Origin of the sequence: Streptomyces sp. NPDC006552 (assembly GCF_040611655.1) — a bacterium.
GTDB lineage: Bacteria > Actinomycetota > Actinomycetes > Streptomycetales > Streptomycetaceae > Streptomyces.
In genome coordinates this window covers 1-22710 of sequence record NZ_JBEXOS010000091.1, presented here as the reverse complement: position 1 = coordinate 22710, position 22710 = coordinate 1, and the positions used below count along the sequence as shown (strand labels likewise).

Annotated in this window: 24 protein-coding genes, 1 pseudogene and 1 riboswitch; of the genes and pseudogenes, 10 read left to right on the top strand and 15 right to left on the bottom strand. The window is 73.1% G+C overall.

Annotated features, from left to right (window positions below; all coding sequences use genetic code 11):
* Positions 1 to 102 precede the first annotated feature (102 nt).
* Together ABZY33_RS33255 and ABZY33_RS33250 are read right to left on the bottom strand one after the other, a co-directional pair.
* Positions 103 to 468, bottom strand: a complete 366-nt coding sequence (locus ABZY33_RS33255; RefSeq protein WP_356495433.1) for an Rv2175c family DNA-binding protein — start codon at positions 466 to 468, stop codon at positions 103 to 105.
* An 80-nt stretch (positions 469 to 548) separates the two neighbouring features.
* Positions 549 to 1781, bottom strand: a complete 1233-nt coding sequence (locus ABZY33_RS33250; RefSeq protein WP_356495432.1) for an FAD-dependent oxidoreductase — start codon at positions 1779 to 1781, stop codon at positions 549 to 551.
* A gap of 161 nt (positions 1782 to 1942) precedes the next feature.
* Positions 1943 to 2056: riboswitch (TPP riboswitch) on the top strand.
* Here ABZY33_RS33250 and thiO point away from each other — a divergent pair.
* The 5 genes from thiO (at position 2054) to ABZY33_RS33225 (ending at position 7179) form a co-directional block, all read left to right on the top strand.
* Entirely contained in the window at positions 2054 to 3268 is a 1215-nt protein-coding gene (gene thiO / locus ABZY33_RS33245) for a glycine oxidase ThiO (RefSeq protein ID WP_356495431.1), read from the top strand. Its footprint overlaps the riboswitch before it by 3 nt.
* On the top strand, positions 3265 to 3465 hold the full coding sequence (thiS, locus tag ABZY33_RS33240; protein ID WP_356495430.1) for a sulfur carrier protein ThiS: 201 nt from the start codon (positions 3265 to 3267) through the stop codon (positions 3463 to 3465). The genes thiO and thiS overlap by 4 nt, the downstream gene beginning before the upstream one ends.
* 7 nt (positions 3466 to 3472) lie before the next feature.
* Positions 3473 to 4267 (top strand): thiazole synthase, encoded by a 795-nt coding sequence (locus ABZY33_RS33235; protein WP_356495429.1) that lies wholly within the window; start codon positions 3473 to 3475, stop codon positions 4265 to 4267.
* A 72-nt stretch (positions 4268 to 4339) separates the two neighbouring features.
* On the top strand, positions 4340 to 6262 hold the full coding sequence (pknB, locus tag ABZY33_RS33230; RefSeq protein WP_356495428.1) for a Stk1 family PASTA domain-containing Ser/Thr kinase: 1923 nt from the start codon (positions 4340 to 4342) through the stop codon (positions 6260 to 6262).
* A 47-nt stretch (positions 6263 to 6309) separates the two neighbouring features.
* Positions 6310 to 7179, top strand: a complete 870-nt coding sequence (locus tag ABZY33_RS33225) for a deoxyribonuclease IV (protein WP_356495427.1) — start codon at positions 6310 to 6312, stop codon at positions 7177 to 7179.
* Positions 7180 to 7194: 15 nt separating this feature from the next.
* Here the strand turns inward: ABZY33_RS33225 and ABZY33_RS33220 are convergent, their stop codons facing one another.
* Positions 7195 to 7827, bottom strand: a complete 633-nt coding sequence (locus tag ABZY33_RS33220; protein WP_356495426.1) for a sulfite oxidase-like oxidoreductase — start codon at positions 7825 to 7827, stop codon at positions 7195 to 7197.
* Positions 7828 to 8003: 176 nt separating this feature from the next.
* Here ABZY33_RS33220 and bfr point away from each other — a divergent pair, with 176 nt between their 5' ends.
* On the top strand, positions 8004 to 8483 hold the full coding sequence (bfr, locus tag ABZY33_RS33215) for a bacterioferritin (RefSeq protein ID WP_324768392.1): 480 nt from the start codon (positions 8004 to 8006) through the stop codon (positions 8481 to 8483).
* A gap of 11 nt (positions 8484 to 8494) precedes the next feature.
* Here the strand turns inward: bfr and ABZY33_RS33210 are convergent, their stop codons facing one another.
* On the bottom strand, positions 8495 to 8731 hold the full coding sequence (locus tag ABZY33_RS33210; protein ID WP_356495425.1) for a (2Fe-2S)-binding protein: 237 nt from the start codon (positions 8729 to 8731) through the stop codon (positions 8495 to 8497).
* A 156-nt stretch (positions 8732 to 8887) separates the two neighbouring features.
* Positions 8888 to 10240 carry a class II 3-deoxy-7-phosphoheptulonate synthase gene (locus ABZY33_RS33205; RefSeq protein ID WP_356495424.1) on the bottom strand — a complete coding sequence of 451 codons (1353 nt, stop codon included), beginning with the start codon at positions 10238 to 10240 and terminating at the stop codon, positions 8888 to 8890.
* Positions 10241 to 10350: 110 nt separating this feature from the next.
* Here ABZY33_RS33205 and ABZY33_RS33200 point away from each other — a divergent pair, with 110 nt between their 5' ends.
* Complete coding sequence (locus tag ABZY33_RS33200) at positions 10351 to 10410, top strand: trp operon leader peptide (protein WP_356495436.1); 60 nt, start codon at positions 10351 to 10353, stop codon at positions 10408 to 10410.
* A 112-nt stretch (positions 10411 to 10522) separates the two neighbouring features.
* Entirely contained in the window at positions 10523 to 12439 is a 1917-nt protein-coding gene (locus tag ABZY33_RS33195; protein ID WP_356495423.1) for an anthranilate synthase family protein, read from the top strand.
* Here the strand turns inward: ABZY33_RS33195 and ABZY33_RS33190 are convergent.
* The 5 genes from ABZY33_RS33190 to ABZY33_RS33170 form a co-directional block, all read right to left on the bottom strand.
* A complete protein-coding gene (locus ABZY33_RS33190; protein ID WP_356495422.1) occupies positions 12376 to 13386 on the bottom strand; it encodes a 2-hydroxyacid dehydrogenase in 1011 nt (336 codons plus the stop codon). The two genes, ABZY33_RS33195 and ABZY33_RS33190, sit on opposite strands and share 64 nt — an antisense overlap.
* 65 nt (positions 13387 to 13451) lie before the next feature.
* A complete protein-coding gene (locus ABZY33_RS33185; RefSeq protein WP_356495421.1) occupies positions 13452 to 14480 on the bottom strand; it encodes a 6-phosphofructokinase in 1029 nt (342 codons plus the stop codon).
* 52 nt (positions 14481 to 14532) lie between these two features.
* A complete protein-coding gene (locus ABZY33_RS33180; protein ID WP_356495435.1) occupies positions 14533 to 15225 on the bottom strand; it encodes a response regulator transcription factor in 693 nt (230 codons plus the stop codon).
* Between the two features lie 38 nt (positions 15226 to 15263).
* Positions 15264 to 16478, bottom strand: coding sequence for a DUF5931 domain-containing protein (locus ABZY33_RS33175; protein WP_356495420.1), 1215 nt, complete (start codon positions 16476 to 16478; stop codon positions 15264 to 15266).
* Between the two features lie 34 nt (positions 16479 to 16512).
* On the bottom strand, positions 16513 to 17274 hold the full coding sequence (locus ABZY33_RS33170) for a lysophospholipid acyltransferase family protein (RefSeq protein ID WP_356495419.1): 762 nt from the start codon (positions 17272 to 17274) through the stop codon (positions 16513 to 16515).
* Positions 17275 to 17473: 199 nt separating this feature from the next.
* On the opposite strand from ABZY33_RS33170, the gene ABZY33_RS33165 reads away from it, so the two are divergent.
* Positions 17474 to 18292, top strand: a complete 819-nt coding sequence (locus ABZY33_RS33165; protein ID WP_356495418.1) for an alpha/beta fold hydrolase — start codon at positions 17474 to 17476, stop codon at positions 18290 to 18292.
* Between the two features lie 64 nt (positions 18293 to 18356).
* Positions 18357 to 18944 carry a hypothetical protein gene (locus ABZY33_RS33160; protein WP_356495434.1) on the top strand — a complete coding sequence of 196 codons (588 nt, stop codon included), beginning with the start codon at positions 18357 to 18359 and terminating at the stop codon, positions 18942 to 18944.
* An 86-nt stretch (positions 18945 to 19030) separates the two neighbouring features.
* On the opposite strand, the gene ABZY33_RS33155 is transcribed toward ABZY33_RS33160, so the two are convergent.
* The 5 genes and pseudogenes from ABZY33_RS33155 to ABZY33_RS33135 all read right to left on the bottom strand — a co-directional run.
* Complete coding sequence (locus tag ABZY33_RS33155) at positions 19031 to 19774, bottom strand: endonuclease/exonuclease/phosphatase family protein (RefSeq protein ID WP_356495417.1); 744 nt, start codon at positions 19772 to 19774, stop codon at positions 19031 to 19033.
* Between the two features lie 70 nt (positions 19775 to 19844).
* Entirely contained in the window at positions 19845 to 20798 is a 954-nt protein-coding gene (locus tag ABZY33_RS33150; RefSeq protein WP_356495416.1) for an ROK family glucokinase, read from the bottom strand.
* Positions 20799 to 20863: 65 nt separating this feature from the next.
* Positions 20864 to 21322, bottom strand: a complete 459-nt coding sequence (locus ABZY33_RS33145) for a DUF5304 domain-containing protein (protein ID WP_356495415.1) — start codon at positions 21320 to 21322, stop codon at positions 20864 to 20866.
* A gap of 77 nt (positions 21323 to 21399) precedes the next feature.
* The gene (locus tag ABZY33_RS33140; protein WP_356495414.1) at positions 21400 to 22497 is read right to left on the bottom strand and encodes an ArsA-related P-loop ATPase; all 1098 of its coding nucleotides are present in this window, start codon (positions 22495 to 22497) and stop codon (positions 21400 to 21402) included.
* A 54-nt stretch (positions 22498 to 22551) separates the two neighbouring features.
* Positions 22552 to 22710: pseudogene (locus tag ABZY33_RS33135) on the bottom strand (cyclase); the annotation flags it as partial.

The window sequence follows — 22710 nt, the reverse complement described above, 5'->3', positions numbered from 1 at the left end:
CCTGTGGCAGCAGTGGCTCCAGGATGCGCCACACATGCAGGACGCCTTGGACCCCACCCCCTCCTCCCCGCGAGGCGGTGCGCACGCCGGACGGTCGTCAGATCAGACGGCGAGCGCCTGGGCGCGACGCTTCACCTCCGTGCCACGATTCTCGCTCAGGGCCTGCGCGGGCGTGCCCGGCAGGGTGGGGTCGGGGGTGAAGAGCCACTCCAGCATCTCTTCGTCGCTGAAGCCGTCGTCCCGCAGGAGCGTCAGGGTGCCGGTGAGGCCCTTGACGATCTTGTCGCCGTCGATGAAGGCGGCGGGCACGTGCAGCGCCCGGTTCTCACCACGGCGTACGGCGATCACCTGGCCCTCCTTCACCAGCTGCCGCACACGCGTCACCTCGATGCCGAACCGCTCGGCGATGTCGGGGAGGGTGAGCCAGTCGGGGACGAGAGCTTCGGTCTTTGCGTCAATCTCGGTCACGGGACAAGCCTGCCATCCCGGACCGACAGTCGGAAGCCGGGGCGGCTGACCAGGTGTTTGTGGCCGGGGGCGGGCGGCGCTCAGAGCAGGGCGGACTTCAGGGGCCGGGCCGGATCGGCGAGCCGGTCCGCGTCGAGCGCGGCGCCGGTCTCGATGAGTTTGCGGCCCTGCGCCAGGTCGCGGGGCCTGCCCACGGCCAGCACGCCCACCAGCGCGCCCGCGCGCAGCCAGCACACCGACCACGCGGCGCCGGCCGGGTCGCCGCGCCACACCGTGGTGTCGGCGGCGCGGTGGTGGCCCGCGTACTGCACGAAGCGGCCGAACTGCTCGGACCAGAAGTAGGGCACCGGGTCGTACACGGCCGGTGTCTCACCGATGATGTTCGCCGCGATCGTGCGCGGGCCCTGGAGGGCGTTGTCCCAGTGGTGGACCAGCAGCCGCTCCTGGTAGCGCCCCGAGGGGAACGACGAGCAGTCCCCCACCGCGTACACGTCGGGCCGGGAGGTGCGCAGGTGCGCGTCGGCCAGGACTTCGCGGTGGGCGCCCAGCTCGATGCCGGAGCCGGTCAGCCAGCCGGTGGCCGGGCGGGCGCCGATGCCGACGACGACGGCCCCGGCGGGCAGCCGCGTCCCGTCCTCCAGGACCACGGCGCCCGGCTCGACGGCGCGCACGCGCGCGTGGGTGCGCAGTTCGGCTCCCGCGTCCGCGTACCAGGCCGCCATGGGGGCCGCGATCTCGGCGGGCAGCGCCTCGGCCAGCGGGCGCCCGGCCGCCTCGACGACGGTGACGCGGCAGCCGGCCTCGCGGGCCGCGGTGGCGAACTCGGCGCCGATCCACCCGGCGCCCACGACCACCACGTCGTGCTGCCCGGCGAGGACCGGGCGCAGCCGCGCGGCGTCGTCGAGTGTGCGCAGCACGTGCACGGCCGGGTCGGAGCCGGTGCCGGGCAGCCGGACCGGTTCGGCGCCGGTGGCGACGACCAGGACGTCGTAGCCGACCGGGCCCGCGGCCGTGTCCAGCTCGTGGTCGCCGGTCCGCACCCCGGTGACCTCGCGGCCCAGCTCCAGGGTGACGCCGAGCGCCTCGAAGTCCACGTCGAAGGCCGAGCCGTCCGCCTTGCCCAGCAGGACGGCCTTGGACAGCGGCGGCCGGTCGTAGGGGCGGTGGGGTTCGGCGCCGAGCAGCGTGACGGCGCCGGCGAAGCCCTGTTCGCGCAGGGCCACCGCCGTCTGCACGCCGGCCATCCCCGCGCCGACGATGACGACGTGCCGCTGGTCCCGCGCTGTCCCGTTGCCGCTCCGCTGCTCGCTCACCGGGTCACCTTAGGCACCTGATCTTGCGTCGGTCAGCGATGCGGACCACTCCCGTGCCGTGACGTCCTGCACACGTGTCACCGGTTTAGCGGGCGCGGGGGCGGAGCAGGACGGGCGACCGTACTTACTGCGGCTCGCCGGCAGGAGTTAGGGTGACGGCGTAAAGCACTCGCGGGAGCCCGTACGCAGCGGGCTGAGAGGGAGGCTGGAGCGGCCTCCGACCGTACGAACCTGATCCGGGTCATGCCGGCGAAGGGAGGGGCTGGACGCCCATGCCGCGTACTCCGTCCGAAGCCACCGACGTCCTGGTCGTCGGGGGCGGCATCATCGGTCTGGTCACCGCCTGGCGGTCCGCGCAGCGCGGTCTGTCGGTCGCGGTCGTGGACCCCGCGCCGGGCGGCGGGGCCGCCCAGGTGGCGGCCGGCATGCTGGCCGCCGTCACCGAACTCCATTACGGCGAGCAGACGTTGCTCGGCCTCAATGTCGCCTCCGCGCGCCGCTATCCGCAGTTCGCCGCCGAGCTGTCCGAGGCGTCCGGCCAGGACCTCGGCTACCGCGCGTGCGGCACGCTGGCGGTCGCGCTGGACGCGGACGACCGGGCGCACCTGCGTGAACTGCACGCTCTGCAACAGAAGTCGGGGCTGGAGTCCGAGTGGCTGTCGGGCCGTGACTGCCGCCGCCTGGAGCCGATGCTCGCGCCGGGCGTGCGCGGGGGCCTGCGGGTCGACGGGGACCACCAGATCGACCCGAGAAGGCTCGCGAGCGCCCTCGTGACGGCCTGCGAGCGCGCGGGCGTCACGTTCCACCGGCGGTGGGCCGAGCGGCTCCATGTGGTCCGGGACCGGGCGTGCGGGGTGGTCCTCTCCGGTGACGGCGGCTCCGCGCCGGGCGCCGCCCTGCTCGCGGCCGACCAGATCGTGCTCGCGGCGGGCAGCCACAGCGGGCGGCTCGCGGGCGTCCCGGACGAGGTGGTGCCGCCGGTCCGCCCGGTCAAGGGCCAGGTCCTGCGCCTCACGGTGCCTCCGGGGTACGCGCCGTTCCTCAGCCGCACGGTCCGCGCGGTCGTCCGCGGCAGCCACCTGTACCTGGTGCCGCGCGTCAACGGTGAACTCGTCGTGGGCGCCACCAGCGAGGAACTGGGCTGGGACACCACGGTCACCGCGGGCGGCGTCTACGAGCTGCTGCGGGACGCCCACGAACTCGTCCCCGGCATCACGGAACTGCCGCTGACCGAGACCTGCGCGGGTCTGCGCCCCGGTTCGCCGGACAACGCCCCGCTGCTCGGCCCGACCGCCCTGCCCGGCCTCCTCCTGGCCACCGGCCACCACCGCAACGGCGTCCTGCTCACCCCGGTCACCGGGGACGTCATGGCGCAGGTCCTGGCCACCGGTGAACTCCCGGAGGAGGCCGCGGCGTTCACGCCCGGCCGGTTCTGCGGCCGGGTCCCCGGTGACCTCAGTGACGCCTCTCTGGAGCAGCCCGTATGAACGTCTTGCTCAACGGCGAGCCGCGCGCGGTGGCCGCCGGTCTCACCCTCGAAGCCCTCGTCACCACCCTCACCGCAGCGCACTCCGGCGTCGCCGCCGCCCTGAACGAGACCGTCGTCCCGCGCGCCCAGTGGGCCGCGACGGCGCTCCGTGACGGGGACCGCGTCGAAGTACTCACCGCCGTACAAGGAGGCTGACTCGTCCATGGCCGACGACGCTTTCGTCCTCGGGGGCACCACCTACTCCTCGCGCCTGATCATGGGCACGGGAGGCGCCCCGAGCCTCGACATCCTGGAACGCTCCCTGGCCGCTTCCGGCACCGAACTCACCACCGTGGCGATGCGCCGCGTGAACGCCTCGGTGCACGGCTCGGTCCTGTCGGTCCTGGAGAGACTCGACATCCAGGTCCTGCCCAACACGGCGGGCTGCTTCACCGCGGGCGAGGCGGTCCTCACCGCCCGCCTCGCGCGGGAGGCGCTCGGCACCAGCCTGGTGAAGCTGGAGGTCATCGCCGACGAACGCACGCTGCTGCCGGACCCGGTCGAGACCCTGGACGCCGCCGAGACCCTCGTCGACGACGGGTTCACGGTCCTGCCCTACACCAGCGACGATCCGGTCCTGGCCCGCAAGCTGGAGGACGTGGGGTGCGCGGCGGTGATGCCGCTCGGCTCGCCCATCGGTTCCGGACTCGGCATCCGCAATCCGCACAATTTCCAGCTGATCACCGAGCGCGCGCGCGTGCCGGTGATCCTGGACGCCGGAGCGGGCACCGCCTCGGACGTGGCGTTCGCCATGGAGCTGGGGTGTGCGGGGGTGATGCTCGCCTCGGCGGTGACGCGGGCGCAGGAGCCGGTGCTGATGGCCGAGGGCATGCGGCACGCGGTGGAGGCGGGCCGGCTGGCGTTCCGCGCGGGGCGCATCCCCAAGCGGCACTTCGCGCAGGCCTCCTCGCCCACCGAGGGCCGGGCGCACCTCGATCCCGAGCGCCCCGCCTTCTGACCGGGTCACAGCTCTGCTGCAGTCCGGATGCGGGCCGGGGCCCTGTCGGTCCCTCCTCGTAGACTCACCTGCGTGGACACGACCCTTCAGGACCCGTTGCTCGGGCACGTGCTCGACGGCCGGTACCGCGTCGACGCACGGATCGCGGTCGGCGGGATGGCCACGGTCTACCGGGCCGTGGACACCCGCCTCGACCGCGTGCTCGCGCTCAAGGTGATGCATCCTTCGCTGGCGACGGACGTGGCGTTCGTCGAGCGGTTCATCCGCGAGGCCAAGTCGGTGGCCCGCCTCGCGCACCCGAACGTGGTGGGGGTCTTCGACCAGGGCGCCGACGGCGCGTACGTCTATCTGGCGATGGAGTACGTCGCGGGCTGCACGCTCCGCGACGTCCTGCGCGACCGCGGCGCCCTGCGGCCCCGCGCCGCGCTCGACATCCTGGAGCCGGTGCTCGCCGCGCTCGGGGCGGCGCACCGCGCGGGCTTCGTGCACCGCGACATGAAGCCGGAGAACGTCCTGATAGGGGACGACGGCCGGGTGAAGGTGGCGGACTTCGGCCTGGTCCGGGCGGTGGACACCGTCACGAGCACCACGGGGACGCTGCTCGGCACGGTCTCGTACCTGGCGCCCGAGCAGATCGAGGACGGCACGGCGACGCCCGGCGTGGACGTCTACGCGTGCGGGGTCGTCCTCTACGAGATGCTGACCGGCGCCAAGCCGCACTCCGGCGACACCCCGGCGCAGGTCCTCTACCAGCACCTGAACGCGGACGTGCCGCCGCCCTCCGCGGCCGTGCCGGGTCTGCCCGCCACCCTCGACCAGCTGGTCGCGTCGGCCGCCGCCCGCGACCCGCGCTCCCGCCCGCACGACGCGGTGGCGCTGCTCGGCCACGTACGGCAGGCCCGCGCGGCGCTGAGCGAGGCCGAGCTGGACGCCGTACCGCCGCAGGCCCTGGACGGGCAGCACGCGGGCGCGGACGACCGGACGAGCGTGCTGCCGCGGGCGGTGCAGCCGCCGCTGCCCGCCGAGGAGGACGGCGTGCAGCGCACGAGCCGGTTGCAGAGTCCGCCCGTGGGGCCGCCGCCCGCTCCCGCCCGCCGCACGGGCGGCCGGCCGCGGCGCGCCACGTTCGCGGTCGTCGCGGCGGTGCTGCTGGTCCTCGGGGTCGGCGCGGGTGTCTGGTACATCAACGCGGGGCAGTTCACCCAGGTCCCGTCCTTGCTGGCGAAGACCGAGGCGCAGGCGAAGCAGCGGCTGGACGCGGCCGGGCTGCGGGCCGGCGGCACCATCACGTACAAGTACAGCGACGCGTACAAGCGGGGCACCGTGATGGCCACGGACCCGGGGGCGAACGCCCGGATCCGCGACGACGGCACGGTGCGGCTGACGGTCTCCAAGGGCCCGAAGACGGTCAAGGTCCCCGACCTGGCGGGCGCGCGGCTGTCGGCCGCCAAGAGCGACCTCAAGGACCGGGGCCTGGAGCCGGGCATGGTCACCAAGGAGTTCAGCGAGGACGTCGACAAGGGGGCCGTGGTGCGGACGGAGCCGAAGGCGGGCACGGTCCGCAACTCCGGTTCCGCGGTCGCCCTCGTCGTCTCCAAGGGTGCCGCGGTGGACGTCCCCGACGTGACGGGCGAGTCCGAGGACGACGCCGTCGCCGAGATCGAGGAGGCGGGCCTGAAGGCGGAGATCGCCACGGCGCGGGTCACCTCGGACGAGGACAAGGGCGATGTGGCCCGCCAGTCCCCCGCCGACGGCAGGCTCGCCGAGGGCGACACGGTGACCCTGACGATCTCCAAGGGCCCGCCGCTGGTCGAGGTCCCGGACGTCACGGGCCTGAGTGTCGACGACGCCCACACGAAGCTGGAGGACGCCGGTTTCGACGTGGACGAGGACCGCGGTCTGCTCGGCCTCTTCGGCGACACGGTCAAGAGCCAGTCCGTCGAGGGCGGCGAGAAGGCCGCCAAGGGCTCGACGATCAAGATCACCATCCGCTGAGGGCCGGGCGGGCCGGGCAGCCGTCCGGCCATGACACCCTTGACCGGGTGAACAGCAGCACCCGCATCCGCAACCCCATCGGCGGTCACGTCCCCGTGGCCGGCGGTCTCGCCACCGTCGGGCTGGCCTGGGCCCATGACGTGAAGGCCGAGGCCGTCCAGGTCTTCGTGGCCAACCCGCGCGGCTGGGCCACCCCGCCCGGCAACCCGAAGCAGGACGAGGAGTTCCGCGCCCGCTGCGCGGCCGAGTCCGTCCCGGCCTACGTGCACGCGCCGTATCTGATCAACTTCGGGTCGCACACCGAGGCGACCGTGGACCAGAGCGTCGTCTCGCTGCGGCACTCGCTGCGCCGGGCCCGCGCCATCGGCGCCCTCGGCGTGGTCGTGCACACCGGCTCCGCGACCGGCGGCCGCGAGCGGTCCGTGGCCCTCGCCCAGGTCCGCGAGCGACTGCTGCCGCTGCTCGACGAGCTGACCCACGACGACGACCCCTTCCTGCTCCTGGAGTCGACCGCGGGCCAGGGCGCGTCCCTGTGCGCGCGCACCTGGGACTTCGGCCCGTACTTCGACGCCCTGGACCACCACCCCAGGCTGGGGGTCTGTCTGGACACCTGCCACATCTACGCGGCCGGCCACGACCTCGTCGGCCCGGGCGGCATGAAGCAGACGCTCGACCTGCTGGTGGACACGGTCGGCGAGGGCCGGCTGCGGCTGATCCACGCCAACGACTCCAAGGACGTCGTCGGCGCCCACAAGGACCGGCACGAGAACATCGGCTCGGGCCACATCGGGGCGGAGCCCTTCCGCGAGCTGCTGGCGCACCCGGCGACGGAGAACGTCCCGCTGGTCATCGAGACGCCGGGCGGCAAGGCGGGCAACGCGCAGGACATCGCCCGCCTGAAGGAGCTGCGCCCCTAGAGCCTCGTGCGGCCGCTACAGCTCGGGGCCGTCCCCGGGCTCCTCCTGGTAGGAGTAGCGCTGCTCCCGCCACGGGTCGCCCACGTTGTGGTAGCCGCGCTCCTCCCAGAAGCCGCGCCGGTCCGCGGTCATGTACTCGACCCCGCGCACCCATTTCGGCCCTTTCCAGGCGTACAGGTGGGGCACGACGAGGCGGAGCGGGAAGCCGTGCTCGGCGGTGAGCAGCTCGCCGCCCTTGTGGGTGGCGAAGACGGTGCGCTCGGCGGCGAAGTCGGCCAGCCGCAGGTTCGAGCTGAAGCCGTACTCGGCCCAGACCATCACATGGGTGACGGCCGGGTCCGGCGGCGCCAGCTCCAGGACGGTGGCGGCGCGCACGCCGCCCCACTCGGCGGCGAGCATGCTGAACTTGGTGACGCAGTGCAGGTCGCCGACGACGGTCGCGTACGGCAGCGCCGAGAACTCCTCGTGGTTCCAGCAGTGCTTGTCACCGTCGGCGGTGGCTCCGAAGACCCGGAACTCCCAGCGCTCGGGCCGGAACTTGGGCACCGGTCCGTAGTGCGTGACCGGCCAGCCGCGCTGCAGTCGCTGCCCCGGCGGAAGCTCCGGCTGCACTGCTCCCCCAGACTCGCGACCCACCGGCTGACCCATGCCTCCATCCTGACAGACCCCGGGCAGTGGCCGTGACCACGCGCGCGGCGACGGGCCGCGACCGGCCGCTGATTCGGGCAACTCCTACTAAGCGTGCACTTACTGGACGGGTTTCGGCGCCCGGTGCGAGGATGCGCGGAACCTGCCAGTCCCACCACGCGGAAGGAGCCTCTGCGATGCAGGGCGACCCCGAGGTCATCGAATTCCTCAACGAGCAGCTCACGGGCGAGTTGACGGCCATCAACCAGTACTGGCTCCACTACCGGATCCAGGACAACAATGGCTGGACCAAGCTCGCGAAGTACACCCGTGCCGAGTCCATCGACGAGATGAAGCACGCGGACCGGCTGACGGAACGGATCCTCTTCCTCGACGCCCTGCCCAACTACCAGCGGCTCTTCCACGTCCGGGTCGGGCAGACCGTCACCGAGATGTTCCAGGCCGACCGGCAGGTCGAGGTCGAGGCGATCGACCGGCTGCGGCGCGGCATCGACGTCATGCGGGCCAAGGGCGATGTGACGTCGGCGCGGATCTTCGAGGACATCCTGGAGGACGAGGAGCACCACATCGACTACCTCGACACCCAGTTGGAGCTGATCGAGAAGCTCGGTGAGGCCCTCTATCTGGCGCAGCAGATCGAGCAGCCGGACAGCTGACCGGGGCCTGTCTAGGCCGCGGCGGCCTCGTCCGGCGCGACGCCTGCCATGCGGTCGGGCCCGCCCGTGACCAGTGCGGGCCGGGGGTAGGCGCCGCGGCCGAGCAGTGCCTGGATGCGGCGGACGCACGAGCCGCAGTCGGTGCCGGCCTTGCAGGCGGAGGCGATCTGGCGCGGGGTGCAGGCGCCGCCTTCCGCGTGCCGCTTGACCTGGTCCTCGGTCACACCGAAGCAGTTGCAGACGTACACGCGGGCTCACCTCCCGTGGCGGGACTCATCGGTTTCGCCGTCCCGATTGATCGGTGAGGCTAGCCTAACCATACCCGCCGGGCCGGGTGCACGAAAGCGCCGTGGGGCGCGGATCCCTGTGATCCGCGCCCCACGGCGTTTGTCGTCAGCACGGCCTCACTGGTCGCGGTACATCTCCGCCACCAGGAACGCCAGGTCGAGGGATTGGCTGCGGTTCAGGCGCGGGTCGCAGGCCGTCTCGTAGCGCTGGTGCAGGTCGTCGACGAAGATCTCGTCGCCGCCGCCCACGCACTCGGTGACGTCGTCGCCGGTCAGTTCGACGTGGATGCCGCCCGGGTGCGTGCCGAGCGCCTTGTGGACCTCGAAGAAGCCCTTGACCTCGTCGAGCACGTCGTCGAAGCGGCGGGTCTTGTGGCCCGAGGCCGCCTCGTAGGTGTTGCCGTGCATCGGGTCGGTGATCCACGCGACGGTCGCGCCCGAGGCCGTGACCTTCTCGACCAGCTCGGGGAGCTTGTCCCGGACCTTGTCGGCGCCCATCCGGACGATGAAGGTCAGCCGGCCCGGCTCGCGGTCCGGGTCGAGGCGCTCGATGTACTGCAGCGCCTCCTCGGCCGTCGTGGTCGGGCCGAGCTTGATGCCGATGGGGTTGCGGATCTTCGATGCGAACTCGATGTGCGCGCCGTCGAGCTGACGGGTGCGCTCGCCGATCCAGACCATGTGGCCCGAGACGTCGTACAGGGTGCCGGTGCGGGAGTCGACACGGGTCAGCGCCGACTCGTAGTCGAGCAGCAGCGCCTCGTGGGAGGCGTAGAACTCGACCGTCTGGAACTCGGCGGGGTCGGTGCCGCAGGCGCGCATGAAGTTCAGCGCGTTGTCGATCTCCCGGGCGAGCTGCTCGTAGCGCTGGCCGGAGGGGGAGGACTTCACGAAGTCCTGGTTCCAGGCGTGCACCTGGCGCAGGTCGGCGTAGCCGCCGGTGGTGAAGGCGCGCACCAGGTTCAGCGTCGAGGCGGAGGCGTGGTACATCCGCTTGAGGCGCTCGGGGTCCGGGACGCGGGCGGCCTCGGTGAACTCGAACCCGTTCACCGAGTCGCCGCGGTAGGTCGGCAGCGTCAGGCCGTCACGGGTCTCGGTCGGCTTCGAGCGCGGCTTGGAGTACTGGCCGGCGATGCGGCCGACCTTCACCACCGGTACGGAGGCGGCGTAGGTGAGGACGGCGCCCATCTGGAGCAGCGTCTTCAGCTTGTTCCGGATGTGATCGGCCGAGACGGCGTCGAAGGCCTCGGCGCAGTCGCCGCCCTGGAGCAGGAACGCCTCTCCCTTGGCGACGGCCGCCAGCCGGGCGCGCAGCTGGTCGCACTCGCCGGCGAAGACGAGCGGGGGATACGACGCGAGGTCGGCGATCACATCGCGCAGCGCCTCGGCATCGGGGTACTCGGGCTGCTGCGCCGCGGGCAGGTCGCGCCAGGTGTTGTCGGCGCTTGCGCTGGTCTTAGCGTTCACGGTCACCTCGACAACATTACGGGGTCATGCCGGGCGTCCATTCCGCCGCTCATCTTTTGAGACAGCTGAGAGGCAGGTGCTCCACATGAGCCCGGGGTTCGGGTACGGTTGCGCCCATGTTCGCGCAGTTTCCGACCCGCACCTGGTGGTGGACCGCACATCCGGCGGCCCACTGACTGCGCGTTTCCGAAACCGCGAAGGCCGCCCGAGGGGCGGCCTTCAGTGTTTTCCGGACACGCCGGCTGTTCCTCCTGACGACTGCTCCGTCACGTCTCTGGAAGGAACCCGATGCTGGACACCCTGCTCACCGACGACCGCCCCTTCGCCCTCCTGCGCCGCCGCACGCCGGGCCGCGACCACGACACCGTGGAGCTGCTGATCGGCCCGGTCGCCGCGTACGAACGGCTGGCGGACATCCCCGAGGGGCTCGCTCTCGTCCCCTTCCGGCAGATCCGCGAGCGCGGCTTCGACGTCCGCGACGACGGCACCCCACTCACGGTCCTCACCCCCGAGGAGTCGTACGAGATCCCGCTCGCCGAGGCGCTCGACCGGCTTCCGCGGCACGAGGTCCGCGTCCGGGACGGCGGCTTCGACGTCGACGACGAGGCGTACGCGGAGATCGTCGGGCGGGTGCTGCGGGACGAGATCGGGCGGGGCGAGGGCGCGAACTTCGTGATCCGCCGGACCTACGAGGGTGAGATCCCGGGGTTCTCCCGGGCCGACGCGCTCGCGCTCTTCCGGCGGCTGCTGGACGGCGAGCGGGGCGCGTACTGGACGTTCGTCGTGCACACGGGCGACCGGACGCTGGTCGGGGCCAGCCCGGAGGTCCATGTGCGGATGTCCGGCGGCACCGTCGTGATGAACCCGATCAGCGGCACGTACCGCTATCCCGCCGCCGGGCCCACCGCCGACGGCCTCCTGGACTTCCTCGCCGACGGCAAGGAGACCGAGGAGCTGTCGATGGTCGTCGACGAGGAACTGAAGATGATGTGCACCGTCGGCGACATGGGCGGGGTCGTCATCGGGCCGCGGTTGAAGGAGATGGCGCATCTCGCCCACACCGAGTACGAGTTGCGCGGGAAGTCGACCCTCGACGTGCGCGAGGTCCTGAAGGAGACGATGTTCGCCGCGACGGTCACCGGGTCGCCGGTGCAGAACGCCTGCCGGGTCATCGAGCGCCACGAGCCCCTCGGGCGGGACGGGGCCGGGCGCGGGTACTACGCCGGGGCCCTCGCGCTGGTCGGCCGGGACGCGGGCGGCGCGCAGACCCTGGACTCCCCCATCCTCATCAGGACCGCCGACATCGACGCGGGCGGACGGCTGCGGGTGCCGGTCGGGGCGACCCTGGTGCGGGGTTCCGACCCGGCGGGCGAGGTCGCCGAGACGCACGCGAAGGCCGCGGGGGTGCTGGCCGCGCTCGGGGTGCGCCCGGGACGGCCGCGCGCGGAGGGCACGCGGCCCGCCCTGGCCGACGACCCGCGGGTGCGGGCGGCCCTCGACGGGCGCCGGGCCTCGCTCGCGCCGTTCTGGCTGCGGATGCAGGAGCCCGGGCGGCCCGGCGGTGAGCTGAGCGGGCACGCGCTGGTCGTCGACGGCGAGGACACCTTCACCGCGATGCTGGCGCACGTGCTGCGCTCGTCCGGGCTCGGCGTGTCGGTGCGGCGCTACGACGAGGCCGGGCTGCGGGAGGCGGTCCGCGCGCACGAGGGGCCGGTGGTGCTCGGCCCCGGCCCCGGTGATCCGTCGGAGCCGGCCGATCCGAAGATGCGGTTCCTGCGGTCGCTGACGGCCGAGGTGCTCCGCGACCACCGGTACGGGGTGTTCGGCGTCTGCCTCGGGCACGAGCTGATCGCGGCCGAGCTGGGCCTGGAGATCGTCCGCAAGGACGTGCCGTACCAGGGGGCGCAGAGCCGCGTCGAGCTGTTCGGGCGGCCCGAGACCGTCGGCTTCTACAACAGCTTCACGGCCCGCTGCGACGACGACGCGGCCCTGGAGCTGGCCGCGCACGGCGTCGAGGTGAGCCGGGACGCGGCGAGCGGCGAGGTGCACGCCCTGCGCGGGCCGGGCTTCGCCGGGGTGCAGTTCCACCCGGAGTCGGTGCTGTCGCTGCGCGGCGCGGGGATCGTCCGGGAGCTGCTGGCTCAGCTCGTCGGCGGCGCCTCCGCCGGGACCAGCACGTTCTCGGAGCGGCGGCCCGCGCAGTAGTCCAGGACGTTGCGCACCGTGGCGTCGACGATCTCGCCGACCGCGTCCGCGGTGTAGTACGCCTGGTGCGAGGTGACCAGCACGTTCGGGAAGGTGACGAGGCGGGCCAGGGTGTCGTCGTCGACGACCTCCAGGGACTTGTCGAGGAAGAACAGGCCCGCCTCGGCCTCGTACACGTCGAGGCCGACGCCGGTGAAGCGGCCCGCGCGCAATTCGGCGACGAGGGCCTTGGTGTCGATGAGGCCGCCGCGGCTGGAGTTGACCAGGATCGCGTCGTCCTTCATCGCGCGCAGGGCGGCCGCGTCGACGAGGTGCTCGGTGGCGGGCAGCAGCGGGACGTGCAGGCTGATCAGGTCGGCCTCGGCGAGGAGCCGGTCCTTGTCGACGTACCGCATGCCGAGGGCCACGCACTCCGGGTTCTCGGCGACGTCCCAGCCGAGCAGGTTCATGCCGAAGCCGTGCGCGATGCGGGTGAAGGCCGCGCCGATCTTGCCGGTGCCGAGGACGCCGGCGGTCCGGCCGCGCAGGTCACGGCCGAGCAGCCCGTCGAGGCGGAAGTCGAAGTCGCGGGTGCGGTTGCTCGCCCGGACGATACGGCGGTTGACGGCCATCGCGAGGGTCCAGGCGAATTCGGCGACCGAGTACGGCGAGTAGGACGAGACCCGGGCGACGGTGAGCCCGAGGCGCTCGGCGACCTCCAGGTCGATGTTGTTGAAGCCGGTGGAGCGCTGGGCGATCAGCTGGGTGCCGCCCGCGGCGAGGCTCTGCAGCACGTGGTTGTTCAGGGTCGCGTTGACGCTGGTGGAGATGGCCTCGTAGCCGGCGGCGATGGGGGCGGTGTCCTCGTTGAGGAAGACGTCCAGGCAACGGACGTCGTGATGGCCCGCGAAGCCCTTCTCGATGAGGGGCTTTTCGTCGGATTGCACACCGAATGCGAGGATTTCCATACCGGGGAGTCTAGGGCGTATGCGCCCGCTGAGCCCCTCCGGCAGCCCCACCGCACCCCGGCGCCTCAGCCGAAGAAGACCCCCGCCTCCGCGTAGAGGGACGGATCGACCGTCTTCAACCGGGCCGTCGCCTCGGCGATGGGCACCCGCACGATGTCCGTGCCCCGCAGCGCCACCATCTTCCCGAAGTCCGCCTCCCGCACGGCGTCGATCGCGTGCAGCCCGAACCGCGTGGCGAGCCAGCGGTCGAAGGCCGAGGGGGTCCCGCCGCGCTGGACGTGCCCGAGGACCGTGGTGCGGGCCTCCTTGCCGGTGCGCTTCTCGATCTGCTTGGCGAGCCACTCCCCGACCCCGGAGAGGCGCACGTGCCCGAAGGAGTCCAGGGACTCGTCCTTGAGGACCATGTCGCCGTCGCGCGGCATCGCCCCCTCCGCGACCACCACGATCGGCGCGTACGAGGAGGTGAAGCGGGAGGTCACCCACGCGCAGACCTGGTCGAGGTCGAAGCGCTGCTCGGGGATGAGAATGACGTTGGCACCGCCGGCCAGGCCCGAGTGCAGGGCGATCCAGCCCGCGTGCCGGCCCATGACCTCGCAGACGAGGACCCGCATATGGGATTCGGCGGTGGTGTGCAGCCGGTCGATCGCCTCGGTCGCGATCCCGACGGCGGTGTCGAATCCGAAGGTGTAGTCGGTGCCGGACAGGTCGTTGTCGATGGTCTTCGGTACGCCGACGGCCTTGATGCCGTAGTCGTCGGCGAGGCGGGCCGCGACCCCCAGGGTGTCCTCGCCGCCGATCACGATGAGCGCGTCGACCTCTTCCTTGGCGAGGGTCTCCTTGACGCGGCGGATGCCGTCCTCGGCCTGGAGCGGGTTGGTGCGCGAGGAGCCGAGGATGGTGCCGCCGCGGGGCAGGATGCCGCGCACCGCGGGGATGTCGAGCCGCACGGTGTCGTCCTCCAGGGGACCGCGCCAGCCGTCCCGGAAGCCGACGAAGTCGTAGCCGTACTCCTGCACGCCCTTGCGGACGACGCCCCGGATCACGGCGTTGAGCCCGGGGCAGTCGCCGCCGCCGGTCAGTACTCCGACCCTCATCGCGTAACTCCCTTGTCACGGTGAGCAGTTGAAGCAACTGTCCCGCGTGGGGTCACTCGTCGTCCAGACCCCGTTCGATCGCGTACCTGACGAGCTCCACGCGGTTGTGGAGCTGGAGCTTGCCGAGGGTGTTCTGGACGTGGTTCTGCACGGTGCGGTGCGAGATGACCAGGCGCTCCGCGATCTGCTTGTAGCTCAGGCCCTTGGCGACCAGGCGCAGCACCTCGGTCTCCCGGTCGGTGAGCCGGGGCGCGCCGGGCTCGTCGGTGTCGGGGGCCGGGGCCGGTTCGCTCGCCAGGCGCCGGTACTCGCCGAGGACCAGACCGGCCAGGCCCGGGGTGAAGACCGGGTCGCCCACGGCCGTGCGGCGCACCGCGTCGATCAGCTCGTCGGTCGACGCGGACTTCAGCAGATAGCCGGTGGCACCGGACTTGACCGCCTCCAGCACGTCGGCGTGCTCGCCGCTCGCGGACAGGACCAGGACCCGCAGGGCCGGGTCGGCGCCGACGAGTTCCTTGCAGACCTGGGCGCCGGGCATGGCCGGCAGGTTCAGGTCGAGGACGAGGACGTCGGGGGCCGCGGCCCGGGCGCGGCGCACCGCCTGCTCGCCGTCGCCGGCCGTGGCGACGACGTCGAAGCCGGCCGCGGCCAGGTCGCGGGCGACGGCGTCGCGCCACATCGGGTGGTCGTCGACGACCATGACCCGCACCGGTGCCTGCGTGCCGTCCGTCCGCCGGGTGCTCATCTGCGTGGTCCTGCCTTCCCCCGTGCCGTCCATGCCGCTCACTTCTCCTTCGGTACGTTCAGTTCGACCTCGGTGCCCTGGCCGGGGACCGAGATCAGGTCGGCGGTGCCGCCGATGTCGCGCAGCCGGCCCCGGATCGACAGGGCGACGCCGAGCCGTCCCTCGCCCTCGGCCTGGGCGAGCCGGCCCTCCGGGATGCCGGGCCCGTCGTCGCGTACGGTCACGGTCACCGCGTCCGGGTCGTCCTCCAGCAGGATCCACGCGTGCGCGTCCGGGCCCGCGTGGAGCCGCACGTTGTCCAGGGCGGCGCCGACGGCGGCGGCCAGTTCGCGGGCGACGGACGGCCGCATCAGGACCGGGGCGCCCGGCTCGGCGAAAGTGACGCGGGCGCCCGCGTGCCCGGCCAGCAGGGTCCGCAGATCGCAGGGCCCGGGCTCGCCGTCCTCGCTCCGGCCGGGTTCGTCGACGACGCGCACCACGGCGCCCTGCGCGGTGTCCTCGGAGGCCCGGGACTGCGGGGTGAGGCCGCCGGCCACCAGGGTGCGCAGCGCCACCTCCTGCTCGCCGGCCATCCGGCCGATCTCGGCGGCCTCGCCGCCCAGCGCGTTGCCCCGGCGCTGCACCATGGCGAGGACCTGCAGGACGCTGTCGTGGATGTCGCGGGCCAGGCGCTCCCGCTCCCGGGTGGCGGCCTCGATCTCCAGGGCGCGGGCGAGGGTGCGCTCGGAGGCGCGGGCCACCTCGACGACGTAGCCGATGGCGATGGAGGCGATACAGACGAGCAGCACGTTGTGGATCATGCTGCGGCTGAGGCCGCCGCGCTGGATCACGTTGGCGACGCCGATGAGCAGGGACGCCCAGGCGGCCCAGCGCCAGCCGCCCTTGAGCGCCCAGGCGAGGACAGCGCCCGCCGTCCAGATCGAGGGCAGGGTGGAGCCGCCGGTGACCGCCCGCTCGTGGCCCGCGACCGGGGAGAGCAGGATGCCGGCCACGGCGATCGACAGGTCGGCGGTGAGGAACCACCGGGTGCAGCGCCCCGCGCCCGACACCTGCGGGAGGGTCGCCAGCGTCCACCCGGCGAGGACGGCGAAGTAGGCGACGGCGACCCAGGGCCGCTCGTACACCTCGTACGCGGAGACGAAGAGGCCGATGGCGTACACCATGGTGAGGACGCGGTAGCCGAGCAGCGCGCGCCACAGCGGCTGCTCGACCGACATCCGTACGACGCGCTCGCGCCTGACCGTGCCCGCCATCTCCCCCGCCCCCCGGTACCGCCGCGGACCGCGCTCAGGCGCCGCCCGGCTCCTTGTGTGCTTCCTTCCCGGCCTTCTCCTGCTCGGCGCGGGCCGCCTTCTCGGCCTTCGCGGCGTCCGCGATGCGCCGCTTGGCGGCGGTCGCGTAGATGTCCACGTACTCCTGGCCGGAGAGCTTCATGATCTCGTACATGACCTCGTCGGTCACCGCGCGCAGCACGAACCGGTCGCTCTCCATGCCCTGGTAGCGGCTGAAGTCGAGCGGCTTGCCGATGCGGATGCCGGGGCGCATGAACTTCGGCATCACCTTGCCGGGCGGCTGGATCTTCTCCGTGTCGATCATGGCGACCGGGATGACGGGCGCGCCGGTGGCCAGCGCCACCCGGGCGAGTCCGCCGGGCTTGCCGCGGTACAGGCGGCCGTCGGGCGAGCGCGTGCCCTCGGGGTAGATGCCGAACAGCTCGCCCCGCTCCAGGACGTCGATGCCGCTCTTGACGGCGGCCTCCCCGGCGCCGCGCGAGCCCGAGCGGTCCACCGGGAGCTGTCCGACGCCCTTGAAGAAGGCGGCGGTCAGCTTGCCCTTCACCCCGGGCGTCGTGAAGTACTCGGCCTTCGCGATGAAGGTGACCTTGCGGTCGAGGACGGCGGGCAGGAAGAACGAGTCGGAGAAGGAGAGGTGGTTGCTGGCCAGGATCGCGGCTCCCTCGGCGGGCACGTTCTCCATGCCCTCCACCCACGGCCTGAAGCCGAGCCGCAGCGGCCCCCCGATGGCCACCTTCATCGCGCCGTAGATCAACCCACTGCCTTCCCTCGTCCGAGGTTCAGACCTTAACCCGCGGAGCCGCTCAGGGACCCGACGGCCCTGGTCGGTGTCGGTCCGGTCGCGTACGGTGAAGGGCACATCCCGCTCCGCTCGTCCGTCCTGTGGCCCGTGCGGGATCCGACTGCCCCGTGCCACGCCCCCAGTAGCCCTTTTCACGAACTGGAGACCGAAGGTGCCGGTCCTTCCCGGAGCCGAGCCGTACCGCCACGAAGGCGGCGAGGTCGGCGTCCTCCTCTGTCACGGCTTCACCGGATGCCCCCAGTCGCTGCGGCCCTGGGCCGAGTACCTGGCCGGGCGGGGCCTGACCGTCTCGCTGCCGCTGCTGCCCGGGCACGGCACCCGCTGGCAGGACCTGGCGGTCACCGGCTGGCAGGACTGGTACGCGGAGGTGGACCGGGCGCTGCGCGAGCTCACGGACCGCTGCGCGCAGGTCTTCGTCGCGGGTCTGTCGATGGGCGGCGCGCTCGCGCTGCGGCTCGCGGCCCACCACGGCGACCGGGTGGCGGGGCTGGTCCTGGTGAACCCGGGGAACAAGGTGCACGGTCTGGCCGCGCACGCCCTGCCGGTCGCCCGGCACCTGGTCCCCACCGTCCCGGGGATCGCCAGCGACATCGCCAAGGAGGGCTCGCACGAGCTGGGCTACGACCGGGTGCCGCTGCACGCCGCGCACCAGCTCCGCCGGTTCTTCCGGCTCGTCGACCGTGAGCTGCCGCAGGTGACGCAGCCGGTGACGGTGCTGCACAGCCCCCAGGACCATGTGGTGCCGCCCGCCGACTCGGCCCGGGTGCTGAGCCGGATCTCCTCCCGGGACGTCACGGAGATCCTGCTGGAACAGAGCTACCACGTCGCGACGTTGGACCATGACGCGGACCGGATCTTCGAGGAGAGCTACGCGTTCATCGACCGGCTCGCTCCCAGTGTCGGCAAGATTCCCAGCGAGGGCGTGAGCGGCCCCGGCGAGGGCGCGGAAGGGACGGCCAGCAGTGGCTGAGCAGGAGCGGCGGGAGCCCGGGAGCCCCGACAGCCCGGACGGCGGCGAGGGCCGCGAGCCCGAGGTGGCCGGTACCGGGCCGCAGGCGCGGCCGGACCCGGAGGAAGAGGGCGCGCTCCCGGTCGACGAGGACGCGGTGTGGGCACAGATCGTCGCGGGGTACGGGGAGGAGCCGCCGGACCCGCCGGGCGCGAAGCCCTTCAAGTCGGTGGAGGACCTGGCGCTCCTGGACCCGGAGACCAATACGACGCCGGAGCGGGAGCAATCGCGGGAGCGTCCCGCGGCGGACGCCGCGGGCCCGCTGGGCTCGTCGGTCTCCTTCGCCCCGGGCGTCGGCGGGGCCCCCGGGCCGCGGGACCACTCGGTCGCGGAGCCGTCCGACGCCGACCTCGACGCGGACGACGAGGGCCACTTCGTGCCGCCCGAGCCGCCGCCGCTCCCCGAGAGCGATGTCACGGCCCGCTTCGCGTGGCTGGCCGTGATCGGCGGCCCGGTGCTGCTGCTCGTCTCGGTGCTGCTCGGCTGGTCGATGACGTGGTGGCTGGCGACGGTCTGCATCGGCGGTTTCCTGGGCGGTTTCGCCACCCTGGTCGGCCGGATGAAGTCGGACGACGACGAGGACGAGGACCCGGGCCGCGGCGCCGTGGTCTGACCGGCGTGCCGCCGCGCGGGCCCGGCCGGGGTGCTCCCCCGGCCGGGCCCGCGCCGTATGCCCGGCTCCCGCCCGCCCCTGAGTCCTCAGGCCGCCGGGATCCGCAGCGCCGCCAGGACCGGCAGGTGGTCCGTGGCGGCGCGCAGCTCGTGGGCGGGCAGGTCCGGCGGGACCCCGCAGCCGAGGATCTCGATGCCCTTGGTGGCCAGGATCGCGTCGATGCGCTGGTGCGGGTCGGCCGGGGTGGAGGTGTACTCCGAGCCCCAGGGGCGGGTCGCCCAGGCGTCGTTCAGGGCGGCGGCGAGCCGACGGAAGGTGCGGCCGTCGGGGCGTTCGTTGAGGTCACCGCCGACGACGGCGTGCTCGACGCCCATCGCCTCGATCCGGTCGAGCAGCAGGCCGCCCTGGGCGTACCGCTCGTCCTTCTGCAGGCTCAGGTGGCAGCTGACCACGCCGAGCCGGACGCCGCCGAACCGGACGACGGCGGTGGCGAAGCCGCGCCGGTGCAGCCCGGGGGTGAGCGGCAGCAGGACGTCCTCGGTCCGCTCCACCGTGGCCCGCAGCGAGCAGAGCAGGGCCGGGCCCGCCGCGCTGCCGCCGCCGGAGAGGTACACCAGGTCCGCGGCGCGGGCGAGCCGGGCGAGCTGCTTGCGCCAGCGGAAGAACCGCGGCGCCTCCTGGATCAGGACCAGGTCGGGGGCGCAGGCCTTCATGACCCGGGCCAGGGCGACGGGGTCGTCGCGCATCGAGCGGATGTTGTAGCTGAGGACGCGGACGACGGCCGAACCGTCGGCCTCGGTAAGGGAGTTGGGGAGCGAGCCGGAGTCCATGACGATCAAGATACGCCGGTGCCCGCCGCCCCCGGGGGGAACGACGGGCACCGAGCGCCTCTGCGTGTCGTCACATGACGGGATCGGGCTCGCGCGCGAGGTCCGCGGCGCCGACCATGCCCGCCTTGTTGCCGAGCTGGGCGGCGATGACGTCGGCCACCGGGCGCCAGTTCCCGCCGACCAGCCAGCGCTTGTACGACTTGCGGATCGGGTCGAGGACCAGCTCGCCCTCGTCCGAGAGGCCGCCGCCGACGATGAACGCCGAGGGGTCGAAGAGCGAGGCGAGGTCGGCCAGACCGGCGCCGGCCCAGCGGGCCAGCTCGCGGTAGGAGTCCACCGCGACCAGGTCGCCCTCGCGGGCGGCCGTGGAGATGTGCTTGCCTTCGATGCCCTCGGGGGTGCCGTCGCCGAGCGAGAGCAGGTACTCCGCGTTCTCCGGCGTCGCGTTCGCCCGCTGCTTGGCGTAGCGGACCAGGGCGCGCCCGGAGGCGTACTGCTCCCAGCAGCCCTGTGAGCCGCAGCCGCACAGCAGGCCGTCCGGGACCATCCGGATGTGGCCGAACTCGGCGGCGACGCCGAAGTGGCCGCGGCGCAGCTTGTTGCCGATGATGATGCCGCCGCCGAGGCCGGTGCCGAGCGTGATGCAGATGACGTTGCGGTGGCCCTTGCCGGCCCCGAACTTGTACTCGCCCCAGGCCGCCGCGTTCGCGTCGTTCTCCACGACCACGGGGAGGCCGACGCGCTGCTCGACCTTCTCCTTCAGCGGCTCCTGGCGCCAGTCGATGTTCGGCGCGAAGTACACGGTGGAGCGCTGCCGGTTGACGTAGCCGGCGGCGCCGATGCCGACGCCGACGATCTCGTGCCCGGCCCTGGCACCTTCCACGGCCGAGGCGATCGCGTCCACGATCCCGTCAGGCGTGGAAGGCGTCGGCACCTTGAACGTGGAGAGGATGTTGCCCTCCTCGTCGACCACGCCGGCCGCGATCTTCGTGCCGCCGATATCGACGCCGATGGTGAGTCCCATGAATCCCTCAGTTCGGTCGAGCCCCGCTAGGGCCCACCGTACCTGAGGGCCCCCGCCCGGCCGCCTCAGTCCAGGTCGATATGTTCCCCGCCGGGGTCTTCGTCCGGGGTGGCCGCGGGGGGCGGTACGTCCGGGCGGGAGCGCTGGGTCCAGCGGCTCTCCTGGGTCTCCACCGCGGAGCGGTAGGCCGCGAGCAGTTCGGAGCCCGCGGCGGCGAGGTGATCGAAAACGCCGGAATTGCGCTCGATGACCGGTTCGACGGCGGACCTGGCCTGCCGGACGACCTGCCGGGCAACCTGCTCGGCGGTGCCCTGCGCGAGGGGTCCGAGGAAGGGTGCCTGGATCCCGGAGAGCTTGTCGGCCACCGCGTCCACGAGCCGGCGCAGCTCCTCGGCGGCCGAGCCGGGCGGGGCGCCGTACTCGGCCTTGCGGCGGGCCTTCTCCGCCGCGAGATCCTCGGCGCAGGCCTGCTCCCAGGCATCGGCGTCGGCCTGGGGTGCGGGCTGCTCGGTGGCTTCGCTCATGGCGGCTGACTCCTGCGGAGAGCTGAAGGGGTGCGATGCGCTGACCCCTTCGACGGTACCCGAACGGGCGCGGCGCTTCAGGGGGTGCGCGGCCACAGATCCGGGTCCGGCGCGAACCGCACCCGCAGCTCGCCGTCGACGAGCCCCGCCCCGGCCACGGTGCAGCGGCGGGGCGCGGAGGGCAGCGGGACGACGCGGCGGAAGGGTCCGGCGCCGATGACCATCTCGTCGCCCCGCCGGATCAGGGTCAGCTCCTCGCGCACGGCGCCGGGCAGCGGGATCCGCCAGACCAGTACCCCGTCGTCGGCGAGGCGGTCCTCGACGGGCCAGGGGGCGCGGGGCGCGCTGGGGCCGGGCGGCGGCACGTCGAGTTCGGCGGGGAGCGGGTCCCGGCCGAGATGGGGTATCTCGTACGCGCTCTGCCAGGCGGCGGCGGTCTTGCGCTGGTGGGCCGCCGCGTCGGCCAGCCAGGGGTCGGCGGAGCCCTCGGGCCAGATTCGGTTGGCGATCAGCGCCTCGGTGCGCAGCCCGTGCAGGGCGAGGCCGGTGCCGGTGGTCCGCAGGATCCGGTCGGCGGCCTGGGTGGGTTCGGCGACCAGGCGCACGAGCGTGGTGTCGGCCTCGATCACGGCCTGGGTGGCGGCGAGTTCGCTCTCCCAGCGGGCCGCGGTCTCGTAGAGCCACTCGGCGGGCATCGCCGCGCCCGCGAGCCGGCCGAGGACGGGGCGCAGGGCGCGGGCCGCCTGGCGTTCGGCGGGCAGCAGGCGGCGCAGGTAGCGGCGGAGCTGGCCGGGCAGGGCGAGGACGGCGACGGCCCGGGGCGCGGGCGGCAGATCGACGACGACGAGGTCGTGGGGGCCGGCGGCGCTGTCGCGCAGGGCGCGCAGCAGCGCGAGTTCGTCGCTGCCGGGCAGCGGGGTCAACTCGTCGGCGTCGAGCCGGGCGGCGCCGAGCAGGTCGAGCGCGGAGCGGGCCCGGTCCTGGAGGGCGAGCAGATCGTCCCGGAACGCCTCGGCGGGGGCGAGCCGGGTGACGGTGACGCCGGGCAGCTCCGCCACGTCGTCGGCGGTGATCAGCTGTGTGCGCGCCCCTTCGCGGGCGGCCTGGAGAGCGGTGGCGGCGGCGACGGTGGTCCTGCCGGAGCCGCCGGGCCCGGTGACGAGAAGGGTGCGCATATCGTCCGAGGCTACTGTGCCGGGGTCACGGGGCTCCGTCCCGGACCCCGCCCGTCAGGCGCCGGAGGCGCTCGAAGTACCGGACTCGACGCGCTTCTTGAGGCCGGCCAGCGCGCGGTCGATGATGACCTTCTCGGCCTTGCGCTTGATCATCCCGAGCATGGGGATCTTCACGTCGACGGTGAGCGAGTAGGTGACCTCGGTGCCCGTCCC

Excerpts from the sequence above, each read along its gene's own strand:
- ABZY33_RS33180 (WP_356495435.1), bottom strand. The coding sequence starts at position 15,225 with ATGAGCACCCGGCGGACGGACGGCACGCAGGCACCGGTGCGGGTCATG.
- ABZY33_RS33235 (WP_356495429.1), top strand. The coding sequence starts at position 3,473 with ATGGCCGACGACGCTTTCGTCCTCGGGGGCACCACCTACTCCTCGCGC.
- ABZY33_RS33150 (WP_356495416.1), bottom strand. The coding sequence starts at position 20,798 with ATGGGACTCACCATCGGCGTCGATATCGGCGGCACGAAGATCGCGGCC.
- ABZY33_RS33190 (WP_356495422.1), bottom strand. The coding sequence starts at position 13,386 with ATGGAAATCCTCGCATTCGGTGTGCAATCCGACGAAAAGCCCCTCATC.
- ABZY33_RS33140 (WP_356495414.1), bottom strand. The coding sequence starts at position 22,497 with ATGCGCACCCTTCTCGTCACCGGGCCCGGCGGCTCCGGCAGGACCACC.
- thiS (WP_356495430.1), top strand. The coding sequence starts at position 3,265 with ATGAACGTCTTGCTCAACGGCGAGCCGCGCGCGGTGGCCGCCGGTCTC.
- ABZY33_RS33195 (WP_356495423.1), top strand. The coding sequence starts at position 10,523 with ATGCTGGACACCCTGCTCACCGACGACCGCCCCTTCGCCCTCCTGCGC.
- bfr (WP_324768392.1), top strand. The coding sequence starts at position 8,004 with ATGCAGGGCGACCCCGAGGTCATCGAATTCCTCAACGAGCAGCTCACG.
- ABZY33_RS33185 (WP_356495421.1), bottom strand. The coding sequence starts at position 14,480 with ATGAGGGTCGGAGTACTGACCGGCGGCGGCGACTGCCCCGGGCTCAAC.
- thiO (WP_356495431.1), top strand. The coding sequence starts at position 2,054 with ATGCCGCGTACTCCGTCCGAAGCCACCGACGTCCTGGTCGTCGGGGGC.
- ABZY33_RS33145 (WP_356495415.1), bottom strand. The coding sequence starts at position 21,322 with ATGAGCGAAGCCACCGAGCAGCCCGCACCCCAGGCCGACGCCGATGCC.
- ABZY33_RS33220 (WP_356495426.1), bottom strand. The coding sequence starts at position 7,827 with ATGGGTCAGCCGGTGGGTCGCGAGTCTGGGGGAGCAGTGCAGCCGGAG.
- ABZY33_RS33155 (WP_356495417.1), bottom strand. The coding sequence starts at position 19,774 with ATGGACTCCGGCTCGCTCCCCAACTCCCTTACCGAGGCCGACGGTTCG.
- ABZY33_RS33175 (WP_356495420.1), bottom strand. The coding sequence starts at position 16,478 with ATGGCGGGCACGGTCAGGCGCGAGCGCGTCGTACGGATGTCGGTCGAG.